The 20,537-nt window shown below is 46.7% G+C and carries 14 protein-coding genes; 3 read left to right on the forward strand and 11 right to left on the reverse strand.

What is annotated here, in order from left to right:
• Nucleotides 1–437: 437 nt before the first annotated feature.
• The 6 genes from P6910_RS19775 to P6910_RS19800 form a co-directional block, all read right to left on the reverse strand.
• On the reverse strand, nucleotides 438–2,009 hold the full coding sequence (locus P6910_RS19775; RefSeq protein WP_317142970.1) for a WD40 repeat domain-containing protein: 1,572 nt from the start codon (nucleotides 2,007–2,009) through the stop codon (nucleotides 438–440).
• Between the two features lie 18 nt (nucleotides 2,010–2,027).
• Nucleotides 2,028–3,589, reverse strand: a protein-coding gene (locus tag P6910_RS19780; protein ID WP_317142971.1) for an IS3 family transposase whose coding sequence is annotated in 2 segments (ribosomal slippage) — nucleotides 2,028–3,127 and nucleotides 3,127–3,589 — 1,563 coding nt in all. Because the reading frame shifts where the segments join, the coding sequence is not laid out codon by codon here.
• Nucleotides 3,590–3,632: 43 nt separating this feature from the next.
• Nucleotides 3,633–3,917 (reverse strand): F-box protein, encoded by a 285-nt coding sequence (locus P6910_RS19785; protein WP_317142972.1) that lies wholly within the window; start codon nucleotides 3,915–3,917, stop codon nucleotides 3,633–3,635.
• A 283-nt stretch (nucleotides 3,918–4,200) separates the two neighbouring features.
• Nucleotides 4,201–7,821 (reverse strand): F-box protein, encoded by a 3,621-nt coding sequence (locus P6910_RS19790; RefSeq protein ID WP_317142973.1) that lies wholly within the window; start codon nucleotides 7,819–7,821, stop codon nucleotides 4,201–4,203.
• A 225-nt stretch (nucleotides 7,822–8,046) separates the two neighbouring features.
• The gene (locus tag P6910_RS19795) at nucleotides 8,047–9,849 is read right to left on the reverse strand and encodes an F-box/WD repeat-containing protein (RefSeq protein WP_317142974.1); all 1,803 of its coding nucleotides are present in this window, start codon (nucleotides 9,847–9,849) and stop codon (nucleotides 8,047–8,049) included.
• Between the two features lie 365 nt (nucleotides 9,850–10,214).
• Nucleotides 10,215–10,850: a glutathione S-transferase family protein gene (locus P6910_RS19800; RefSeq protein ID WP_317142975.1), complete on the reverse strand. Its 636-nt coding sequence runs from the start codon at nucleotides 10,848–10,850 to the stop codon at nucleotides 10,215–10,217.
• Nucleotides 10,851–10,996: 146 nt separating this feature from the next.
• Here P6910_RS19800 and P6910_RS19805 point away from each other — a divergent pair, with 146 nt between their 5' ends.
• Complete coding sequence (locus tag P6910_RS19805) at nucleotides 10,997–12,163, forward strand: cupin domain-containing protein (RefSeq protein WP_317142976.1); 1,167 nt, start codon at nucleotides 10,997–10,999, stop codon at nucleotides 12,161–12,163.
• 25 nt (nucleotides 12,164–12,188) lie between these two features.
• Here the strand turns inward: P6910_RS19805 and P6910_RS19810 are convergent, their stop codons facing one another.
• Nucleotides 12,189–13,991 carry an F-box/WD40 repeat-containing protein gene (locus P6910_RS19810; protein ID WP_317142977.1) on the reverse strand — a complete coding sequence of 601 codons (1,803 nt, stop codon included), beginning with the start codon at nucleotides 13,989–13,991 and terminating at the stop codon, nucleotides 12,189–12,191.
• Between the two features lie 412 nt (nucleotides 13,992–14,403).
• Between P6910_RS19810 and P6910_RS19815 the strand changes: the two genes are divergently transcribed.
• On the forward strand, nucleotides 14,404–15,735 hold the full coding sequence (locus P6910_RS19815; protein ID WP_317142978.1) for a hypothetical protein: 1,332 nt from the start codon (nucleotides 14,404–14,406) through the stop codon (nucleotides 15,733–15,735).
• 288 nt (nucleotides 15,736–16,023) lie between these two features.
• On the opposite strand, the gene P6910_RS19820 is transcribed toward P6910_RS19815, so the two are convergent.
• The 3 genes from P6910_RS19820 to P6910_RS19825 are packed head-to-tail and all read right to left on the reverse strand — an operon-like array spanning nucleotide 16,024 to nucleotide 18,098.
• Complete coding sequence (locus P6910_RS19820) at nucleotides 16,024–17,187, reverse strand: RNA-guided endonuclease TnpB family protein (RefSeq protein ID WP_317142979.1); 1,164 nt, start codon at nucleotides 17,185–17,187, stop codon at nucleotides 16,024–16,026.
• A gap of 11 nt (nucleotides 17,188–17,198) precedes the next feature.
• Nucleotides 17,199–17,537: an IS607 family transposase gene (locus tag P6910_RS26910; RefSeq protein WP_410493943.1), complete on the reverse strand. Its 339-nt coding sequence runs from the start codon at nucleotides 17,535–17,537 to the stop codon at nucleotides 17,199–17,201.
• A gap of 39 nt (nucleotides 17,538–17,576) precedes the next feature.
• The gene (locus P6910_RS19825) at nucleotides 17,577–18,098 is read right to left on the reverse strand and encodes a hypothetical protein (protein WP_317142980.1); all 522 of its coding nucleotides are present in this window, start codon (nucleotides 18,096–18,098) and stop codon (nucleotides 17,577–17,579) included.
• Between the two features lie 65 nt (nucleotides 18,099–18,163).
• On the opposite strand from P6910_RS19825, the gene P6910_RS19830 reads away from it, so the two are divergent.
• Nucleotides 18,164–18,436: a hypothetical protein gene (locus P6910_RS19830; RefSeq protein WP_317142981.1), complete on the forward strand. Its 273-nt coding sequence runs from the start codon at nucleotides 18,164–18,166 to the stop codon at nucleotides 18,434–18,436.
• Nucleotides 18,437–18,870: 434 nt separating this feature from the next.
• Here the strand turns inward: P6910_RS19830 and groL are convergent, their stop codons facing one another.
• Nucleotides 18,871–20,517: a chaperonin GroEL gene (gene groL / locus P6910_RS19835; RefSeq protein WP_317142982.1), complete on the reverse strand. Its 1,647-nt coding sequence runs from the start codon at nucleotides 20,515–20,517 to the stop codon at nucleotides 18,871–18,873.
• Between the last annotated feature and the right edge of the window lie 20 nt (nucleotides 20,518–20,537).

Below are 20,537 nucleotides of genomic sequence, written 5' to 3' on the forward strand. Positions count from 1 at the left end.
TGAGAGGGTTTTGGTAAATATGAAAAGGCAGTTTTTGAGTTGTTATTTATTGACTCCATGCTTTGTCAATCCTTAGTTTGATAGTTTGTATTTAAGTACTCAACCATACGAAATCATATTTTCTGACTCATTGTTCAGGCACTCGCGGCAACTGCTCCTGCGTTGCTCTAGCTCCTGCATCCATGCAGTCGTGCTGCGTTGCAACTCTGGTCACATAGCTTGCTATGTTCCCGTCGTTGCGCCTTGCAGAGCACCTGCCCAATAAGCCAGAAATATTCGATTCCGTACGGCTGAGTACTTATCTTCAATCAGGAAGAACATCCAAAATTGAAAGCAAGGATTGGATTCTGTTTTAAAGTAAAAGTTCCTAACAGGTTGTCAACTAATCACTCAGAACAAACCTCCTGGATTGAACAAAAGTAAAGGCAAACAATCAATTATTCATTTATCCGCAGCTCAGTAATTTTCGCCTTGTGATAACCACCATCGGCGGCGGTGGTAAGCACATGGCTAAAGTCGTCACTGAAGGCGGCTGATGAGACCAGTCCCCCATGGGAAATTGAGGCTTTTTCTACCCAGGATCCATCAGCCCCCAGGCCAATAATTTTCGCTGTTTTATCTTTACTGGCGGTCACGATATGGTAACCATCAAAACTGAATGTGGCTGAATAGACTCGACTATTATGGCAAATGGTGGTTTTTTCTTTCCATGATCCATCGTCCTCACGGCCATAAATTTTCACCTTACCATCGTCACTGGCGGTCACCACATAGCGGCCATCGGGACTGAATATGGCTGAATTGACATCGCCTCCATGGTAAATGGTGGCTTTCTTTTCCCATGATCCATCTGCCTTCTTGCCATAGATTTTCGCCGTGCCATCATAACTGGCGGTCACCACATGGCTGCCATCGCCGCTGAAGGCGGCTGATTTGACCTTATTTTTATGACGAATACCGGTTTTAAATTCCAATGATCCATCGTCTTCAAGGCCATAGATTCTCACCGTGTAATTGTCGCTGACGGTCACCAGATAGCTGCCATCAGCGTTGAAGGCAACTGAATCAATATCGCCAAAATAGTGCAAGCCGGCTTTTTCTTCCCATATTCCACCTTCCTCCAGACCGTAGATTTTTGCCGTGCCATCATAACTGGCGGTCATCACACGGGTAGCATCGGCGTTGATCTTAACTGAGCTAATCAAGTCATTATGATAAATTATGCCGGTTTCCAGCCATGATCCATCGTCCTCCCTACTATGGATCTTGACTGTGTGGTCGCCGCTGGCAGTCACCATATGGCGGCCATCGTTACTGAAGGTGGCTGAGCTGACAAATTCATTATGGGGAATGATAGCTTTTGCTTTCCATGATCCATCGTTCTCATAACCATAGATTTTCGCCGTGCCATCGTCACTGGCAGTTAACAAATAGCGGCCATCGGCGCTGAAGGTGGCTGATTTGACATAGGCATCATGGCAAATAGTGGCCTTTGCTTCCCATGATCCATCATCATTACGGCCATAGATTTTCACCTTGTCATCTTCACCGATGGTCACCACGTGCAGGCCATCGACGCTGAAGGTGGCTGATATGACCGATTTATCATGGGAAATGCAGGCTTTTTCTTTCCATGACCCGTCGGCCTCCTTGTCATAGATGCTCGCTGTGCCATCATCACTGGCAGTCACCACGTGGAGACCGTCTTTACTGAAAGTCGCTGAATTGATAAAGGCGTTATGGGAAATAGTGACTTTTTTATCGACATTGAATGTTCTGCACCTCGACATCAGATCAGTGTTGTTGAAAAAGAACAGAGCAGGAAAACATTCCTCTTTTCGACGCCCAACAAGTGACTCGATTAACGCCTGATTATTCGTAAATTGCCCCACCCAACCTCTGAGTTGCTCATCACTTCTTGCGTTGATAACTGTGTTCATCAGAGACTGTTGAGCTGGAGAAAAACGTCGATACCATTCCTTTGCCAGGACATCTTCGGTAACTTTCAAGGTAGATGTCGCCTCAACTTATGCAGCTAAATCACAATGCTGCTGATTCTCTGATCGCTCAGGGTTAAGCCACACCTCTACCGGTAATTGCCAGTTTCTGGTTTCACGGCTTCCCCATCGCTCAGGGTGTTGCTCTTTTGCTTTACGGTAAACTCTTTCACGATTCAGAACCCTTTTCTGAGCCTTCCCTGTATGTCTGTCGTAGGGGGTCTGGAACTTGATGCCACTGTGCTTATGCTCCATGTTGTACCAGTTTACGAACCCGTACACCCACTTTCTGGCTGACTCCAGACTGGAGAAGTGATTCGGATACCCGGGACGATATTTCATGGTTCTGAAGCCTGACTCTGAGTATGAGTTATCGTTACTTACGCGCGGCCTGCTGAACGATGTCTGTACTCCTAGCTGCTGAAGAGTACTCAGCATGGTCGCCCCTTTCATTGGGCTGCCATTATCGGAGTGCAGAACCAGTGGTTGCTCCTGAAGGCTGATTTTATTCTGCATGAAAGCTTTGCGGATCATCTGAGCAGCCAGATCAGAGGACTCCCTCTCATGGACTTCCCAGGTCACAATCATGCGGCTATAGACGTCCAGAACCAAATAGAGATAATAATATTTACCCCTGATCGGCGACCCCAAAAATGTTATATCCCACGACCAGAGCTGATTCGGAGCCGTAGCCCGATGCGATGTCGGCTTCCGCTTTGCGGGCTTCTGACTGCGACCGCGATGATGCTGTTGATTATGGGCCTTCAGCACTCGATAAAAGCTTGACTCAGAAGCCATATAAACACCTTCGTCGGCCAGTGTCGGTACAATTTGGCATGGCGACTTACTTTTGAATCGCTCGCTGTTACAGACTTTCAGAATCTCGTTTTGCTCACTCTTGGTTAGTTGGTTGGCAGGCATTGTCCGGTCTGCGTATTGACGCTGATCTTCCCGCACCTGTTCTACATCTTTTTGCCAGCGCTGAACCGTGCGTATCGACAGGTTGAGCGCAGCACAGGCTTTCACTTTACGTGCACCCTGTGAAACAGCTTCCTGGATTAAAGCAACGGCTTCCTTGCGATCAGGGAGAGGAATCAATCGTCCTCGCGCTCCCCCCAGATCGCGTTTGCCTTTTTTGTTAGAACCAACAGTGCTGCGGTTTCAGCAAGTGCCTTGTCTTTGCGTTTGAGTTCTTTTTCCAGTTTCTGGATGCGCTTCTTGTCATCTCGTCTGGCAGCGGCCTGTACCTGACGGGATTCAGCAGGCTTTGTGCTGCCTGCGATAAAATCAGCTTTCCACTGCTGCAAGTCTTCATAGTAGAGACCCTTCTTACGACAGTATTCGGATAGCTCTGTTGTGTTCATGTTGGCGGTTTCCATCAGAACCGCGAACTTGTTTTCAGCACTCCACTGCTGAGGATTCTTACCATCACCGGGCACGGCTACACCTTGCGCTTTTGCCTGTTTGCGCCAAGTATACAGGGTTGCATCAGTAATGCCGGTTTCTCTTTTAAGCTGAGCCACGGAAACATTATTTGGCGGCATCATCTTCTGGATAATGGACTCTTTCATTTCTTTGGAGTAGCGAGTCATAACGGCCTCTTTCTGTATGCTCTCAATTATTGAGAGTCATGAATCAAAAGAGGCGACATCTATCCTGACACAGTGGGTCTTCTTGTTTAATAAGCTCTCGAAAGTGGGTACATGACTGTTTCAAACGGGCAATATCTTTAAGCCCCAGACGGCCAATAATATTTAATTGTGTCGAGCGGGAGGCATTGAGTAGAGGAGGTTTACCATTCTCAAAGGCAGTGATTTCCCTAGCCTCACGGACACCGGTTTTTGCTCGCTTCGATTCAGGTTCATCAGGATCTGGCAAATATGAAACGCCGGTGTTTGAGCTGTTATATATTGCGTGCATGCTTTGTCACTCCTTAGTTTGATAGTTTGTATTTATCCTCATTCGGAAAAAACATTCGATTTTATATTTAGAATTGGATTCTGTTTTAAAGTAAAAGTTCTTAACAAGTTGTTAAGTGAAACTAACAAAAATTTCTGTCTTTGAGCACAACACGCAGAACAGGGTCACTCAAAAGAAACCTCTTGAATGTATAAGCCCGGATCGCACGCTCATCTTCGGGGTGACAGGATTTCTGAAATACGGCCAATGTCGTATTATTGTGAACAATGAAATATGGGAGCGGCTATTCGAGGCTGTATGCTCTTTGATGAAGATGCGGTGGACTGGTAAATAAAAGTGAAAGCAAACAATCATGCATCAGTAGTTGTGTAATTTTTACCTTGCGATCGCTACCAACGGTAACTACATGGCCGCCATCATTACTGAAGGTGGCTGATGTGACCCAACCCGTATGGGAAATAGTGGCTTTTTCCAACCATGATCCATCAGCCCGCTGGCCAATAATTTTCGCCGTTTTATCTTTACTGGCAGTCACCACATGACGGCCATCGGGACTGAAGGTGGCTGAGAAGACATTATGATTATGGGAAATGATGGCTTTTTGTTTCCATGATCCATCGTCCTCATGGCCATAAATTTTCACTTGGCCATCGTCACTGGCGGTTACCAGGTGGCGGCCATCGGCGCTGAAGGTGGCTGAATTGACGTGGCCATCGTGGGAAATGACAGCTTTCCCTTCCCATGAGCCATCCACCTTCTGGCCATAGATTTTTGCCGTGCCATCAGAACTGGCGGTCACCACATGGCTGCCATCGGCGCTGAAGATGGCTGATTTGACATCACCTTTATGGGGAATAACGGCCTTTATGTTCCAGGATTCATGCTTCTCATAACCAAAGATTTTCACCGTGTAATCGTCACTGACGGTCATCCCATGGCTGCCATCAGTGCTGGAGGTGGCTGATTCGACATCGTCAAGGTGGTAAATGGTGGCCTCTTCTCTCCATATTCCACCTTCTTCCTGGCCGCAGATTTTTGCCGTGCCATCATAACTGGCGGTCATCACACGAGTGTCATCAGCACTGAAGTTAGCTGAGTTGACCCAGTCATCATGATAAATGATGGCTTTTTCTGCCCATGACCCATCGTCTTCACGGCCATGGATTTTCGCCGTGCCATCGTCACTGGTGGTCACTGCATGGTGGCCATCGGCACTGAAGGTGGCTGAATTGACATCTTTATCATGAAAAATGGTCGCTTTTGTCTTCCATCGTCCATCGTCCTCATGGCCATAAATTTTCGCCGTGCCATCGTTACTGGCAGTGATCAAATAGCGGCCATCGACGCTGAAGGTGGCGGATTCGACAGAGGAATCATGGGAGATGATGGCTTTTGCTTCCCATAATCCATCGTCATTCCGGCCGTAGATTTTCACCTTGTGATCTTTACCGATGGTCACCACCTGGCAGCCATCGGCATTGAAGGTGGCTGATGTGACCGATTTATCATGGGAAACGGTGGCTTTTTCTTTCCATGATCCGTCAGCCTCCTTGTCGTAGATGTTCGCTGTGCCATCGTCACTGGCAGTCACCAGGTGGAAACCGTCTTTGCTGAAAGTCGCTGAATTAATAAAGGCGTTATGGGAAATAGTGACTTTTTTATCGACATTGAATTTTTCGCACTTCGACATCAGATCAATGTTGTTAAAAAAGAACAGAGCAGGGAAACAATCCTCTCTTCGACGCTTAACAAGTGACTCGACTAACGCCTGATTATTCGTAAATTGCCCCACCCAGCCTCGGAGTTGCTGATCACTTCTTGCGGTGATAACTGTCTCCATCAGAGACTGGTGAGCTGGAGAAAAACGGCGATACCATTCCTTTGCCAGAATATTTTCTTCTTTAATAAGCTCTCGAAAGTGGCTACAAGACTGTTTCAAACGGGCAATATCTTTAAGCCCCAGACGGCCAATAATATTTAAGTGTGTTGAGCGGGACAAATTGAGTAGAGGAGGTTTACTATTCTCAAATACGGTTTCTTCCCTACCCCCACTGATACCCGTTGATACTCGTTCCGATAAAGATTGAGCAGGTTTTGGTAACAATGAATCATGCATCAGTAGTTGAGTGATTTTCACCTTGTGGTCGTCACCGATGGTTACCACATGGCCGCTGTCATTGCTGAAGGTGGCTGACATGACCCAAAACTTATGGGAAATAGCGGCTTTTTCCAGCCATGATCCATCAGCCCCCTGGCCAATAATTTTCGCTGTGTTATCTTTGCTGGCAGTCACCAAATGGCGGCCATCGGAACTGAAGGTGGCTGAATTGACATCGCCAGCATGGAAAATAGTGGTTTTTTCTTTCCATGATCCATCGTCCTTACGGCCATAAATTTTCACTTTGCCCTCTTCACTGGCGGTTACCAGATGGCGGCCATCAGCGCTGAAGGCGGCTGATCTGACGTCATTTTCATGGGGAATAGCGACTTTTTCTCTCCATACTCCATCGCTCCCAAGAGCAAAGATTGTCACCGTGTTATCGTAAGTGGCGGTGACCAAATAGCGACCATCGGCGCTGAAGGTGGCTGAGACATCAGACTCAAAATGGCTAATGGTTACTTTTTCTTCCCATGTTCCATCTTCCTTCAGGCTGCAGATTTTCGCCGTGCAATCATAACTGGTGGTCACAAGGTGGTTACTATCGGCGCTGAAGGTAGCTGAGCAGGCCCAGTTATCATGATAAATTGTGGCTTTTTCTACCCATGACCCATCGTCCTCCTTGCTAAGGATCTTCAGTGTGTAGTCGTTGCTGGCAGTCACTATATGCTGGTCATCTGGGCTGAAGCTGGCTGAATGGACCTCTTCAAGATGGGAAATGATCGCTTTTTCTTTCCATGATCCATCGTCCTCATGGCCATAGATTTTCGCCGTGCCATCGTCACCGGTGGTCACGACATGGTAGCTATCGGTGCTGAAGGTGGCCGAGTTAACATATTCACCATGGCAAATGATCGCTTTTTCTTCCCATGATCCATCGTCCTCATGACCATAGATTTTCGCCGTGCCATCGTGGCTGGCAGTCACCAAATAGCAACCATTGGCGCTGAAGGTGGCTGATTCAACACGGGCATCATGGGAAATGATGGCTTTTGCTTGCCATGATCCATCGTCATCGCGGCCATAGATTTTCACCTTGTGATCGCAACCGATGGTCATCACGTGGCGGCCATCGTCGCTGAAGCTGGCTGATCTGACCGAGTAGTCATTATGGGAAATGATGGTTTTTTCTTTCCATGATCCATTGTTCTCCTGATCATAGATTCTCGCCGTGCCATCATAACTGGCAGTCACCAGGTGGCGGCCATCGGTGCTAAAAGTGGCCGAGTTGACATAGCTGCCATGGGAAATAATGACTTTAGCCTCTAAATTAAACGTTTTGCGTTGCGACATTAAATCAGTGTTGCTGAAAAAGAGCAGAGCAGGAAAATAAGCATGGTTTCGGCGTTCTATAAGTGACTTGATTAACGCCTGATTATTCGTAAACTGTCCCAGCCAAGCACTGAGTTGCTGATCATTTTTTGCAGTGACAACTGTCTTTAGCAGAGTCTGGTGCGAGGTAGAAAAGCAGCGATACCACGCCTTTGCCAGAATATCTTCATCTTTAATAACCTCTCGAAAGTAGGTACACACCTGATTTAAACGGGCAATGTCTTTAAGTCTCAAACAGCCAATAATTTTCAATTGTGTCAAGCTGGGCAAATTGCGTAGTGAAAGTTCACCCTTGTCACATACAGTAATTTTCCTGCCTGTACTGACAACCGTTGGTGCTGGCATCGATGTAGATTGATCAGGTTTTGGTGAAAGTGAATCGACTATATTGGAGTTGTTATTGGCTCCATTCATGATCTGTTACTCCATGGTTAGTATTTACCCTCAATTAAAAAAGAACATTTAAAATTGATGCCACGGGTTAGAATCGGTGATGAAATAAAAGTTCATAACAGGTTGTTAAGTGAAACTAACAAAAGTTTCTGTCTTTCAGCACACGCAGAGCAACGTCACTCAGATGGATAAGCCCGGATCGCACGCTCATCTTCGGGGTGACCGGAGTACCGAGCAAGCAAACAATCAATCGATGAATAGTTTAATGATTTGCACCCTGTCATGGTAGCTGACGGTAACCAGATGGCTAACGTCGTTGCTGAAAGTGGCTGATATTTCCGACTCCCATTGGTAAATCGTGGCTTTTTCTACCCATGATTCATCAGTTTCCTGGCCAATGATTTTCGCCATGTTGTCGTAACTGGTAGTCACCAGATGGCGGCCATCGGCACTGAAGGTAGCTGAGGTGACCGGACCGTCATGTTCAATTTCGGCTTTTCTTTTCCACAATCCATCGTCGTCACGGCCATAAATTATCACTCTGCCGTCGTGACTGGCAGAAACCATATGACGGCTATCGGCGCTGAAGGTGGCTGAATTGACGTGGTCATAGCCACCATGGTCGATGGTGGCTTTTTTTTCCCATAATCCACCCGCACCGGCCTTCTGGCCACAGATTATCGCCATGCCATCATCACCGGTGGTCACCAGATGGCAGCCATCGGGGCTGAAAGACGCTGTTTCGACGAAGTCACTATGGAAAATAGTGACTTTTTCTTTCCATGTTCCATCGTCCTCATAGCCATGGATTTTCACACTTTTATCGCCACTGACGGTAACCACATGGTATCCATCGGCGCTAATAGTGGCTAAATCGACACCGTCTTCATGGTAAATGATGGCCTGTTCTTCCCATGTTCCGCCCGCCTCCTGGCCGTAGATTTTCGCAGTGCCATCCCAACTGGCGGTCAACAAATGACGACCATCGGCGCTTAAATTAGCTGAGATGACACAGTCATCATGAGTAATTCTGGCTTTTTCTTTCCATGAACCATCATCCTCATAGCCGAAGATTTTCGCGCTGTGGTCGTAACTGGCGGTCACCACGAGACGGCCGTCGGAGCTAAAGACGGCTGAAACGATCTTGTTATCATGGGAAATGATGACTTTTTCTTCCCATAATCCATCCTCATCATGACCATAGATTTTTGCAATGTTGTCGTCACTGGTGATCATCAGATGGCGGCCATCAGGGCTGAAGTTAGCCGAGTTGATGCAGTCATTATGACGAAAGATCGCTTTTTCTTCCCATCTTCCATTAGCCTCCCAACCGAAGATTTTTGCGGTTTTACCGTCACTGGTGGTCACTACGTGACGGCCATCGTCACTGAAGGTGGCTGATCTGACCGCGCCATAATGGGAAATGATGGCTTTTTCTTGCCATGTTCCATTGTCCTGCTGGTCATAGATTTTCGCCTTGCCATCATTACTGGCAGTCACCACATGGAGGCCATCGGTGCTGAAAGTGGCCGAGTTGACATCCATTCTATGGGAAATGTCTTTAGCCTCTAAATTAAATGTTTTGTGTTGCGACATTAAATCAGTGTTGTTGAAAAAGACCAGAGCAGGAAAATAAGCATTCTTTCGCCGTTTTATAAGTGACTGGATTAACACTTGATTATTCGTAAACTGCCCCAGCCAAGCGCTGAGTTGTTCATCGCTTTTTGCGCTGACGACTGTCTTTAGTAGAGACTGGTGTGCTGAAGAAAAGCGGCGATACCATGCCTTTGCCAGAAGGTCTTCTTCTTTAATAACCTCTCGAAAGTAAGTACACACCTGTTTTAAACGGGCAATATCTTTAAGTCTCAAACAGCCAATAATTTTCAATTGTACCAAGCTGGGCAAATTGATCAGTGACAGTTCATCCTTGTCACATACAGTAATTTTCCTGCCTGTACTGAGACCCATTGGTGCTGGCATCGATGTAGATTGATCAGGTCTTGGCGAAAGTGTACCGACAATGTTGGAATTGTTATTGACTCCATTCATGTTCTGTTACTCAATGGTTAGTATTTAACCTCAATCAAAAAGGACATTCAGAATTGGTGCCACGAGTTAGAGTCGGTATTGAAATAAAAGTTCATAACAGGTTGTTAAGTGAAACTAACAAAATTTTCTGTCTTTCAGAACACGCAGAATAGCATCACTCAGAAGCCCCCCTTGGATTAATAAGCCCGTAGCGCGGTCTCATCTTCGGAGTGACTGGAGTAAGGCTTTTCAGCCGAATAATAATCCGGCTCAGCCATACTTTTTCACCACCGGCAGTAAAATTTTTCACTACTGCCGCTCTTAATTTGAATTTTCCATGAAGAAATAGATAACACCTGTTTTCTCATATCCAAAGTTTTATGTAATTAATTCAACAACTTGGCATCTTCCTTAATTCTTTTCTGTAAAGCCGGATGCGCCTTGACCCTATGGAGATAGGCGGCAAAGGCCGGATATTCTGACGGGTCAGGTTCGAATCCAGCATAACCGGCATTGATAAAACAGGAACCGATGCCAATATCAGCCATCATCAAGGATTCACCCAAGAGAAAACCCTGTTCCGGAACAACACTTTCCAGATAGGCCAATGTCCTGGGCATGTTGTCTTTAAGGTTTTGCTGTACTTTGTCTTCGTCCGTTTCCATCCCCATCATTGGCTTCACCACCCGTTCGAAGAACAAACCTTCAGCAATCACTTTCATCAAAACGGTATCAGCGTATTCCTCATACCAGCGGGCTTTGGCTTTGTGGGCCGGATCGGTGGGATACAAAGCAATTTCCGGATAGCGATCTTCCAGATACTCACAGATGATGGAAGAGTCGGCCAGTGTCACTTCACCATCCTGCAGGGCAGGAATTTTTTTCAGGGGACTGATTTTTTCAAAACCCTCCGGGGTATTAAATGGAATGACGAGGTCCAACTCAAAATCCAGTCCCTTCATTTCCAGGGCCACTATAACCTTTCGAACCATGGGAGAAAGGATTGCTCCGTAAACTTTCATGTTGATTCTCCTCTACTGTGAATCATTTTCATTCCTTAAGGATAAGTACCTGAAAGGCTGAGAACCATCCATCCTACAACCAAGACTGCTAATAAAGCCACTTTATGCTAAGCTTGCGTCGTTTATTTACATTCCGATGAAACTCAATGAGACAGTCCATTCTGGGTCCCCTCTCTCCAGAGGTTTTCCTGCAGAGCTATTGGCAAAAGAAACCTCTGCTGATCCGTCAGGCCATAGCGGATTTTCAGTCGCCTCTCTCAGCCGATGAGCTGGCGGGTCTGGCACTGGAAGAGGAGGTTGAGTCCCGTATTATTCTGGAGAAGGGAGAAACTCCATGGGAGCTGAGACGAGGACCTTTTAGTGAATCTGACTTTACCTGTCTGCCTCCCAGTCACTGGACACTTCTGGTTCAGGCTGTGGATCACTGGGTTCCCGATGTTCACTCGCTGCTGGATTACTTTGACTTCCTGCCCTCCTGGCGCCTTGAAGACATTATGATCAGCTATGCAACCGATGGGGGTTCCGTGGGTCCTCACTACGATCATTTTGATGTTTTCCTGATTCAGGCCCAAGGCAAAAGGCGTTGGCAAGTTGGCCCGGTCTACGATGCCAGCTCACCGAAACTGGAAAACACTAACCTTCATATCTTGTCAGAGTTTGCGGTTCTGGAAGATTATGTCCTTGAACCAGGTGATATGCTCTATCTGCCGCCCGGTGTCGGTCATCATGGTGCTGCCGAAGGCGAATGCATGACTATTTCAGTCGGTTTCCGGGCTCCCAGTCATCGCGAAATTCTTATGCAGTTTACAGACTTTATCGCCGATCAGCTGCCAGAAAGCCTTCGCTATTCTGACCCCGACCAGACTTTGCCCGTGCGCAAAGGCGAGATTGATGATAAAGCCCTGGATCGTTTGCAGACAATCCTGAAACAGCATATAGAAGATCGCTCCATGCTGGCAGACTGGTTTGGCGGGATGATGACTCAACCCAAACACGAGCAGCCTGTTGAAGAGCCCTGGCAAAATTGGGAAACCTTTAAGGAAGAGGCTGAAGGAGTTGATCTGGTGCTTAATGAGGGCTCAAGGCTCGCTTTCCGGGAAGAAAGAAATTCCATGACATTGTTTGCTGATGGTGACGCCTATGTATGTCACTCTGCAAACGCAACGAACCTGGCTCAACAGTTGTGTCAGAACTCAAAACTGACATCCGATCAATGGTGCTCTGTCATAGATAATGAAACACGGGAGCTAGTGCTCGACTTGATTAACTCAGGCTCCATCTACCCGCTCTTTGAGGAAAGTGCAGACGGCTGATAAATATAAGAGTAAAAGCAAACCATCAATCGCTCATCAATAGTTTAATGATCTTCACCCTGAGATCGCAGCCGACGGTAACCAGATGGCTTAAGTCGTTGCTGAAGGTGGCTGATGTAACCGAATCCCAATGGGAAATAGTGGCTTTTTCTACCCATGATCCATCAGTTGCCTGGCCAATAATTTTCGCCGTGTTATCTTTACTGGGAGTCACCAAATGGCGGCCATCGGCACTGAAGGTGGCTGAGATGACCGGACGATTATGACGAATTTCTGATTTTATTTTCCACAATCCATCGTCATCAAGGCCATAAATTATCACTCTGCAATCGTGAGTGCCAGTAACCAAATGACGGCTATCAGCGCTGAAGGTGAAATTGGCATGGCCATAGCCACCATGGTACAAAGTGGCTTTTTCTTCCCATAAACCACCTGCACCCGCCTTATAGCCATAGATTATCGCCACGCCATCTTCACGGGTGATCACAAGATGGCAGTCATCGGGGCTGAAAGAGGCTGTTTTGACCACATCACTATTGATAATAGTGACTTTTTCTTTCCATGTTCCATCGTCCTCATAGCCGTGGATTTTCACACTGTAATTGTGACTGACGGTAACCAGGTGGTGTCCATCGGCGCTAATGGTGGCTATATCGATACCTTCTTCATGGAAAATGGTGGCTTGTTCTTCCCATGTTCCGCCCGCCTCCTGACCGAAGATTTTCGCAGTGCCATCGTAACTGGCGGTCAGCACATGGCGACCATCAGCGCTTAAAGTAGCTGAGACGACACAGTCGTCATGAGTAATTCTGGCTTTTTCTATCCATAATCCATCGGACTCCAGACTATAGATCTTCGCTGTGTTATCGTCGCTGGCAGTCACCACATGGTGTCCATCGGCACTGAAGGTGGCTGAATTAATAACGCAACCATGGACAATGATGGCTTTTTCTTCCCATAATCCATCGTCATCATGACCATAGATTTTTGCTATGTAGTCGTCATGAGTGATCAGATGGCAGCCGTCAGGGCTAAAGTTAGCTGCGGAGATGTAGTCATCATGGTGAACGATGGCTTTTTCTTCCCATCTTCCATCAGCCTCGCAAACGATGATTTTTGCGGTTTCATTGTCACTGATGGTCACCACTTGACGGCCATCGTCGCTGAAGGTGGCTGATCTGACCCTGTCATCATGGGAAATGATGGCTTTTTCTTGCCATTTCCCATTGTCCTCCAGATCGTAGATTTTCACCGTGCAATCATTACTGGCAGTCACCACGTGGAGGCCATCGGTACTGAAAGTGGCCGATCTGATATGGAGTCTATGGGTAATAGTGGCTTTCGTCTCTAAACTAAACGTTTTGCACTGCGACATTAAATCAGTGTTGTTGAAAAAGACCAGAGCAGGAAAATAAGCATTCTTTCGGCGTTTTATAAGTGACTGGGTTAACTCTGGATTATTCGTAAACTGCCCCAGCCAACGACTGAGTTGTTCATCATTTTTTGCGGAGATGACTGTCTTTAGTAGCGACTGGTGTGTTGAAGAAAAGCGGCGATACCATGCCTTTGCCAGAATGTCTTCTCCTTTAATAAGCTCTCGAAAGTAGCTGCACACCTGCTTTAAACGGGCAATATCTTTTAGTCTCAAACAGCCAATAATTTTCAATTGTGTCAGGCTGGGCAAATTGAGTAGTGAACGTTCACCCTTGTCAGCTACAGTAATTTTCCTGCCTGCACTGACACCCATACCCGTTCCTGGTCGCCCCGAGATAGATTGCTCAGGCGTTGTTGAGAGAGAAATATCAGGGTTGTTATTTATTCGATCCATGGGTGGTTGCTCCACACCTCGTATTTATCCTCAATTAGAAAAAGTCAATTAAAAAAGGCATTCGAAATTGACGCTGTAAGTTCGACTCACTTTTAAAGTAAAAGTTCATAATATGTTTTTAAGCACAACTGACAAAGTTTCTGTCTTCCAACATACTCAGAATGACTGACTTCAATCAGCCAGAGCTCCGTGGAGCTTTAAGGCTTGGAATTTTCATTTTCCAGGTCTCAAATCAAGAAAAGTTGAAGCTGATTTCTTAGGTAGATATGTCCTGTCAAGTACTGGATTTCTTAGTCTTTTACAGATTAACCAGTCATTTTTTGGCCTTCAGGCTTTACTGAAAAAAAACCCAACGGAAGGCTTGTCAGTAACTATTCTAATGAGGTTGTTTTAATTAATTGAAGGCAAAGTTATGATCCTGGAGCGCGCCTTTAAGGTGTTTTTGTTTTCAGTGTTTTTTTGTTTTTTTCAGCAGGGGCTGGCAAAGGATACCTATGACCTTGAAGAGTTTCGCCAGTATTTTAAAAAGAGCTGGAATCCGCCTTCGAAAGAACAACAAGAGGGCACAGATAATTCGATTGTGAGCCCGTTTGAAAATATTCGTATTGGCTTTTTCAGACTAAATTTAACGGCTGACGATGTATCTGGAGATGATCGACTGGAAATACATAATGATTTTTGGCTTGATGAGCAAGACTTTAGAAATCTGTCAAACTTTTACTTTAACTATGTCAACATTGGGGATTCTCAACATCGGCATGGGCGCATTCAGAAAATACTAAGACTTATATTTCGTATATTCACTATAAATACGACCACGGAAAATAGCCCGGAAGATCAGGAGCTAATACAGGCAATGGCAAAAAGCCTCTTTGAACCATTGTTTTATACTCGAACCAACGATGACGGGATTAACCCCTATTACGGTATTTTCAATCCAAATGCAGCAGACTTACTGTCTCATCATATCAATATTAATAACAGTTTAGCCCTGATGTTTTTTACTTTTCTTGGTCCTTATGTTCTTCCCATGAATACCTTTTTACATCACTCACATGTTCTGGTTTGGCGTATCACCCGAAACAGCTATCATCAGGCATTATCCAATTCACTGCTGTCTGGCAATATCAGCGAATATCATTCTCCGCAAAGCTTTGCCAATCAGCTCAAAGCGGCAAACCTGGACACTGAAACAGCCCTTATAATCGGTCTATCCTCAATGGCAAGAGCTTCTACAATGTGCACAAATTTACATCGGAGCTGGCCAGAGACGCTGGAATCACTGTTGCAAAAATTCTTGTCCACTGGAATTTTAGACAACTGCTACAACACTATGTCGCTCCTACGCCTAGGACCCTTTGCCTTTGCTTCTTCACCCGAGTTTTTGCATAGCTACCAAGGCATGCGAGAGTTTGCATACAATATTCTGGGTCTTGACATTGACCTCACACCCTCGCGTGTATTAGCTAAAGAAAGCTATGCACATTCAGGCGTCCCCGGCAATCTGTCGGGCCATTCTCCCCAGGATAACAGTTCTTGCCGTAATTCTGATTCTGCCTGGCGTTCAGAAAATAAAGGTTCCAACAATGAAACAACGCTGGAAGCAGGAGCAATTGTGGGAGCCACAGGAGGAAGTCAGGAATGTTTGATTTGTTCAAAATCACTGGAAGATAAAACAATACCAGAAAACGCCATACGTTCTGTTGTCTGCAAAGACTGTATTAAGAACATATTAAAGGACTAGAGAGGAAGGGAAGCCATGCTTCCCCTTTATCTTTCCTGCGGTTCTGACATTCTTTCCCGCTGAACATCACAATCACTGATTATCATTTTGTGGTGGCTCCAAAGGAGCCACGGGACTGGAGCTCAGCTTTTGCCTCTGCGCCTGCAGCATGCCAGGGGTCAGAGAGTTGTCATTGTCTCCAGTTTCTCCGGGATTAGTGACGGTTTCCGGATTGATTGCCGGATCGTTGGAATTACCTTGGTTACCGCTACTAAAAATCTAACATAATCTGTAATTATGTAGACTTATCTACGCCGTCGGCATGGATGCACGACGAATCGTGTCTAACTCCACTCTTGCGTAGGGTTTAGGGTCGAGCTGTAACGTGTCTCGACCATAATTATCAAGGTTAAAACTCGCACTGTAATCCCTATCATGCAGAGTTTTACATTTTGGACACCGCCACTCACGATCAGACAGAGTAAGATTGTCATTTACGTAGTCGCAAGTATGAACCGCACACTTCTTCGAGCTGGGAAAGAACCGATCTGCAATCACAACCTGGCATCCTCTCAGCTCTGCCTTGTATTCAACAAGTTCTCTCAGCTTACCGAAACCTGCGTCACTGATTGCTCTTGCCAGTTTGCGGTTTTTTACCATGCCTTTGACATTCAGATTTTCGAGGGTGATTATTTTGAATTTTGAAGTCAGATAATCACTTACCTCATGTATTGCGGCTGATCGCTGGTTACTTATCCGGTAATGCAGTTTGGCAACCGCTCGCTTGGCTTTCGCATAGCGGTTGCTTCCCTTTGTTTTGCAGCTTAACGCTCTCTGTTTACTGTTAAGGCGTTTCAGAGAGCCTTTCAGTTTCTGATTAGCAGCAAAGGTTTTGCCATTCGAGCAAATAGCTAAATCTTTGATGCCAAAATCAACGCCTACAGACTCATTGCTTTGTGCTTTTGGGTCGTAATCCTGAGTGTCTACCAAAATAGAAGCGAAATACTTTCCGGCTCGCTTACTGATCGTCACCTGACAGGGTGCTCCTGTGAATCTCAGCTCTTGGCGCATCTTGATGCGGGTTTTCAGTTTCTCAATGCGAAGTGTTCTGTCATCAACATCGAACTTGGGTTTTTCTCTGAGAGAAAAACTGTCGTGTAGTCCTCGCTTCTTGAATCTTGGATAACCTGCTTTTTCTCCTTTCTTCACCCGACGAAAGAAGTGAGTAAAAGCGTCATGAAGATCGTCGATTGTGTTCCTGGTGACACGTTGGCTGACTTCTGAATACCATGGAAACTCCAGCCTGAGTTCTTGGTATTTTTCATTCGCAGCCTTCTTTGACCATTTAACGCCTTCTTGATTGAAATGGGCTAACAGTTGATTGAACGCATGACGACGGGAACCACAAGCCCTATCAAGATAATCGGCTTGTTGTTTTGTCGGTCTGAGTTCAATCTTGTGAGCTAACAACATCTCGCAAAGTCTCAAGCATTTTTTCGTATAACCTGAGTTCGCCAACCTTTTGCAGAACAGCAGGCTTCCAGTAACTCTTGCTGCCTGTCTAAGTCTGGCTTTTGGTCGTGACCGGATACTCTGCAATAGCAAAGCGTAGGCGCAGCTTCGTTACTGTAGCCTATGAATTCAGACACGTTGTAGTAACGAGTTCCACCTTTGGTCTTTCTGGCAGGAAGCAGCTCACCTGTGCTTTCCCATTTTCGAAGTGTTACTGGGTCTGTACCAAGTAGACGAGCTGCCTCACCTATCTTTACTAATCTCTTATCTATGCATGAGATTTTATAAGATAGTTTTAGATTATAATAGATTGTTGCGAACTGTTTTTAACCCCTGGCTTTATCAAGCCTTTACTGGGCTGACCCAGGCCGAACTTCGGTAATAACTACGGGGCTATTGGAGCGGTTCAAACCTTCAAACGCCTCCAGTCTCACAGGCTTATGGCGAACGTCCTTCCAGTGCTTTTCCCAATCGTTATCGTAATCGTTCTCACCTTCCTGGTGAGTGTTGTCGCCCAGTTTATCAGCGATCACTTTGATACTGTTTTTAATTATTTCCAACTTTTCATTTTCATGTTCAGGATTGTAATTGGCAAAGTTTGCAGTCTCATGTTCTGCCAGCACCTTTTTAGCGGTATCCCAAAGTTCCCGAAAGTCAGGACGGTCCATAAGCTGGTCGTCCCACGGAATGAGGGTAACGGGCTCCTTACCTGGAAAGGCAATGGTCACTTTGAGATCTTTTGGGGCATTCTTTGGATTGTCCAGTGCCTCCTTTGCTCGATTTAATAAGGAAAACTCCTCATAGCGATTGGCGATCGGAGCTGCTTCATTCAGCTTCTCCTTTTGCCTGGCAATGAGCTGATCCTTAGTCATGGTTTCAAGCTCTCTGGCCTCCCTGATGGCTTTTTCTTCGGGAGTCTCAGGTGCCGGCGCCGGTTGTGGCGCTGGTGCCGGTTGTGGCGCTGGTGCCGGCGCTGGTGCTGGTGCTGGTGCCGGCGCTGGTGCTGGTGCTGGTGCCGGCGCTGGTGCCGGTGCTGGAGCTGGAGCTGGTGCCGGCGCTGGTGCCGGTGCCGGTGGATCTTCACCGGGCCTCAGCCCCAGTATATTTTCGGGGCTTGAAGAATCTATTCTTCTTTCACTCAGAGGCGTATCAGGCGTCTTGTTTTTCTGAAGCTGGCCTAACTGCTGATCAGGGTCCACAGGACCACTGATTTTATGAGTAGTTGAATTCCCGTCCTTTGATACAGGGTCCCTGCCGCCCGGACTTCCAGTCGGTATTTGAAGATGACTTCCACTCCCTGTAATTTCCATGCCACTGCTCATATACTGCTCCTTTTCTGTTAATCGCCATGACCAGAGTCATCGGCAAAGTTCATTCCTGATTGAGTTAGAAACTCTCCTTAGAGGGTCAATCTCCTCTGTCCATATAAGGTTTGATTCTGAAAGATCTAAAAGGTTCCTTCATATCCACTTTTTTTGAGCCTAAGATGCGAGCTTAAGGAACGCTTTGTCATCAACAATGGCGTCGGTATGAAGTGATTTATGCAGGCAGATCGCCGCAAACGATGGGGAATATGATCATCAAAAAAGGCCACTCCTGAAACAGAAGCAGCCTTTTGGGAGAAGCAGAGCTTCGGGAGGATGACTACATCATGCCGCCCATACCGCCCATACCACCCATGCCGCCCATGTCAGGCATAGCAGGAGCAGCAGCGTCAGCAGGCTCATCAGCAACCATGGCTTCAGTAGTGATCATCAGACCAGCAACAGAAGCTGCCGCCTGCAGGGCAGAACGGGTTACCTTGGCAGGGTCCAGAATACCCATTTCGATCATGTCGCCGTACTCGCCGGTCGCAGCGTTGTAACCGAAGTTGCCTTCGCCGGACTTAACCTTGTCAACAACAACAGAAGCTTCATCACCGGAGTTGGAAGCAATCTGGCGGATTGGACCTTCCAGAGCGCGCAGAATCAGTTCAACACCGGCTTTCTGTTCAGCGTTCGCTGTTTCAACAGAGATCTTGGAGAGCGCGCGAACCAGAGCAACGCCACCACCAGCGACTACGCCTTCTTCTACAGCAGCGCGGGTAGCGTGCAGTGCGTCTTCTACACGAGCCTTTTTCTCTTTCATTTCCACTTCGGTCGCAGCACCAACCTTGACCACAGCAACACCGCCAGCCAGCTTAGCGACACGCTCTTGCAGTTTTTCCTTGTCGTAGTCGGAAGAGGAGTTTTCGATCTCGGCACGGATCTGCTCAACACGGGAAATGATATCAGCCTGGTTACCAGCACCATCAACAATGGTGGTGTCTTCTTTGGTGATAGCTATACGCTTGGCAGAACCCAAGTCTTCCAGAGAAGCTGCTTCCAGAGACAGACCTACTTCTTCAGAAATAACAGTACCACCGGTCAGGATCGCAATGTCCTGCAGCATGGCTTTGCGACGGTCACCAAAGCCAGGTGCTTTAACAGCAGCTACCTTAACAATGCCACGCATGTTGTTTACAACCAGAGTGGCCAGAGCTTCGCCTTCAACATCTTCTGCAATGATCAGCAGAGGCTTGCCAGCTTTGGCTACGTTTTCCAATACTGGCAGCAGATCACGGATGTTAGAGATCTTTTTGTCAACCAGCAGGATGAAAGGATTTTCCAGTTCAGCAGACATGCTTTCCTGGTTGTTGATGAAGTAAGGAGACAGGTAGCCACGATCGAACTGCATACCTTCTACTACGTCCAGCTCATTTTCCAGACCGGAACCTTCTTCAACGGTGATAACACCTTCCTTGCCTACTTTCTCCATGGCTTCAGCGATGATCTGACCCACCAGCTCATCGGAGTTAGCGGAGATAGTGCCTACCTGAGCAATGGACTTGCTGTCTTCGCAAGGTGTGGCCATAGCTTTCAGTTGTTCAACAACAGCCGCTACCGCCTTGTCGATGCCACGCTTGAGATCCATTGGATTCATGCCGGCAGCTACGTACTTCAGACCTTCGTTCAGAATTGACTGCGCCAGTACCGTTGCAGTGGTCGTACCATCACCCGCCTGGTCGTTGGCCTGCGAAGCGACTTCCTTAACCAGCTGAGCACCCATGTTCTGGAATTTGTCAGCCAGCTCGATTTCTTTGGCTACAGACACACCATCTTTAGTGATGGTAGGAGCGCCGAAAGACTTTTCCAGCAGAACGTTACGGCCTTTTGGGCCCAAAGTCGCTTTTACAGCGTCGGCCAGAATGTTGACGCCTTCCAGCATTTGTTTGCGAGCTTCGTCGCCGAACTTAACCTGTTTTGCTGCCATGATGGGTAATCCTTTGGAAA

Origin of the sequence: Endozoicomonas sp. 8E (assembly GCF_032883915.1) — a bacterium.
In the GTDB taxonomy this organism is placed as follows: domain Bacteria; phylum Pseudomonadota; class Gammaproteobacteria; order Pseudomonadales; family Endozoicomonadaceae; genus Endozoicomonas_A.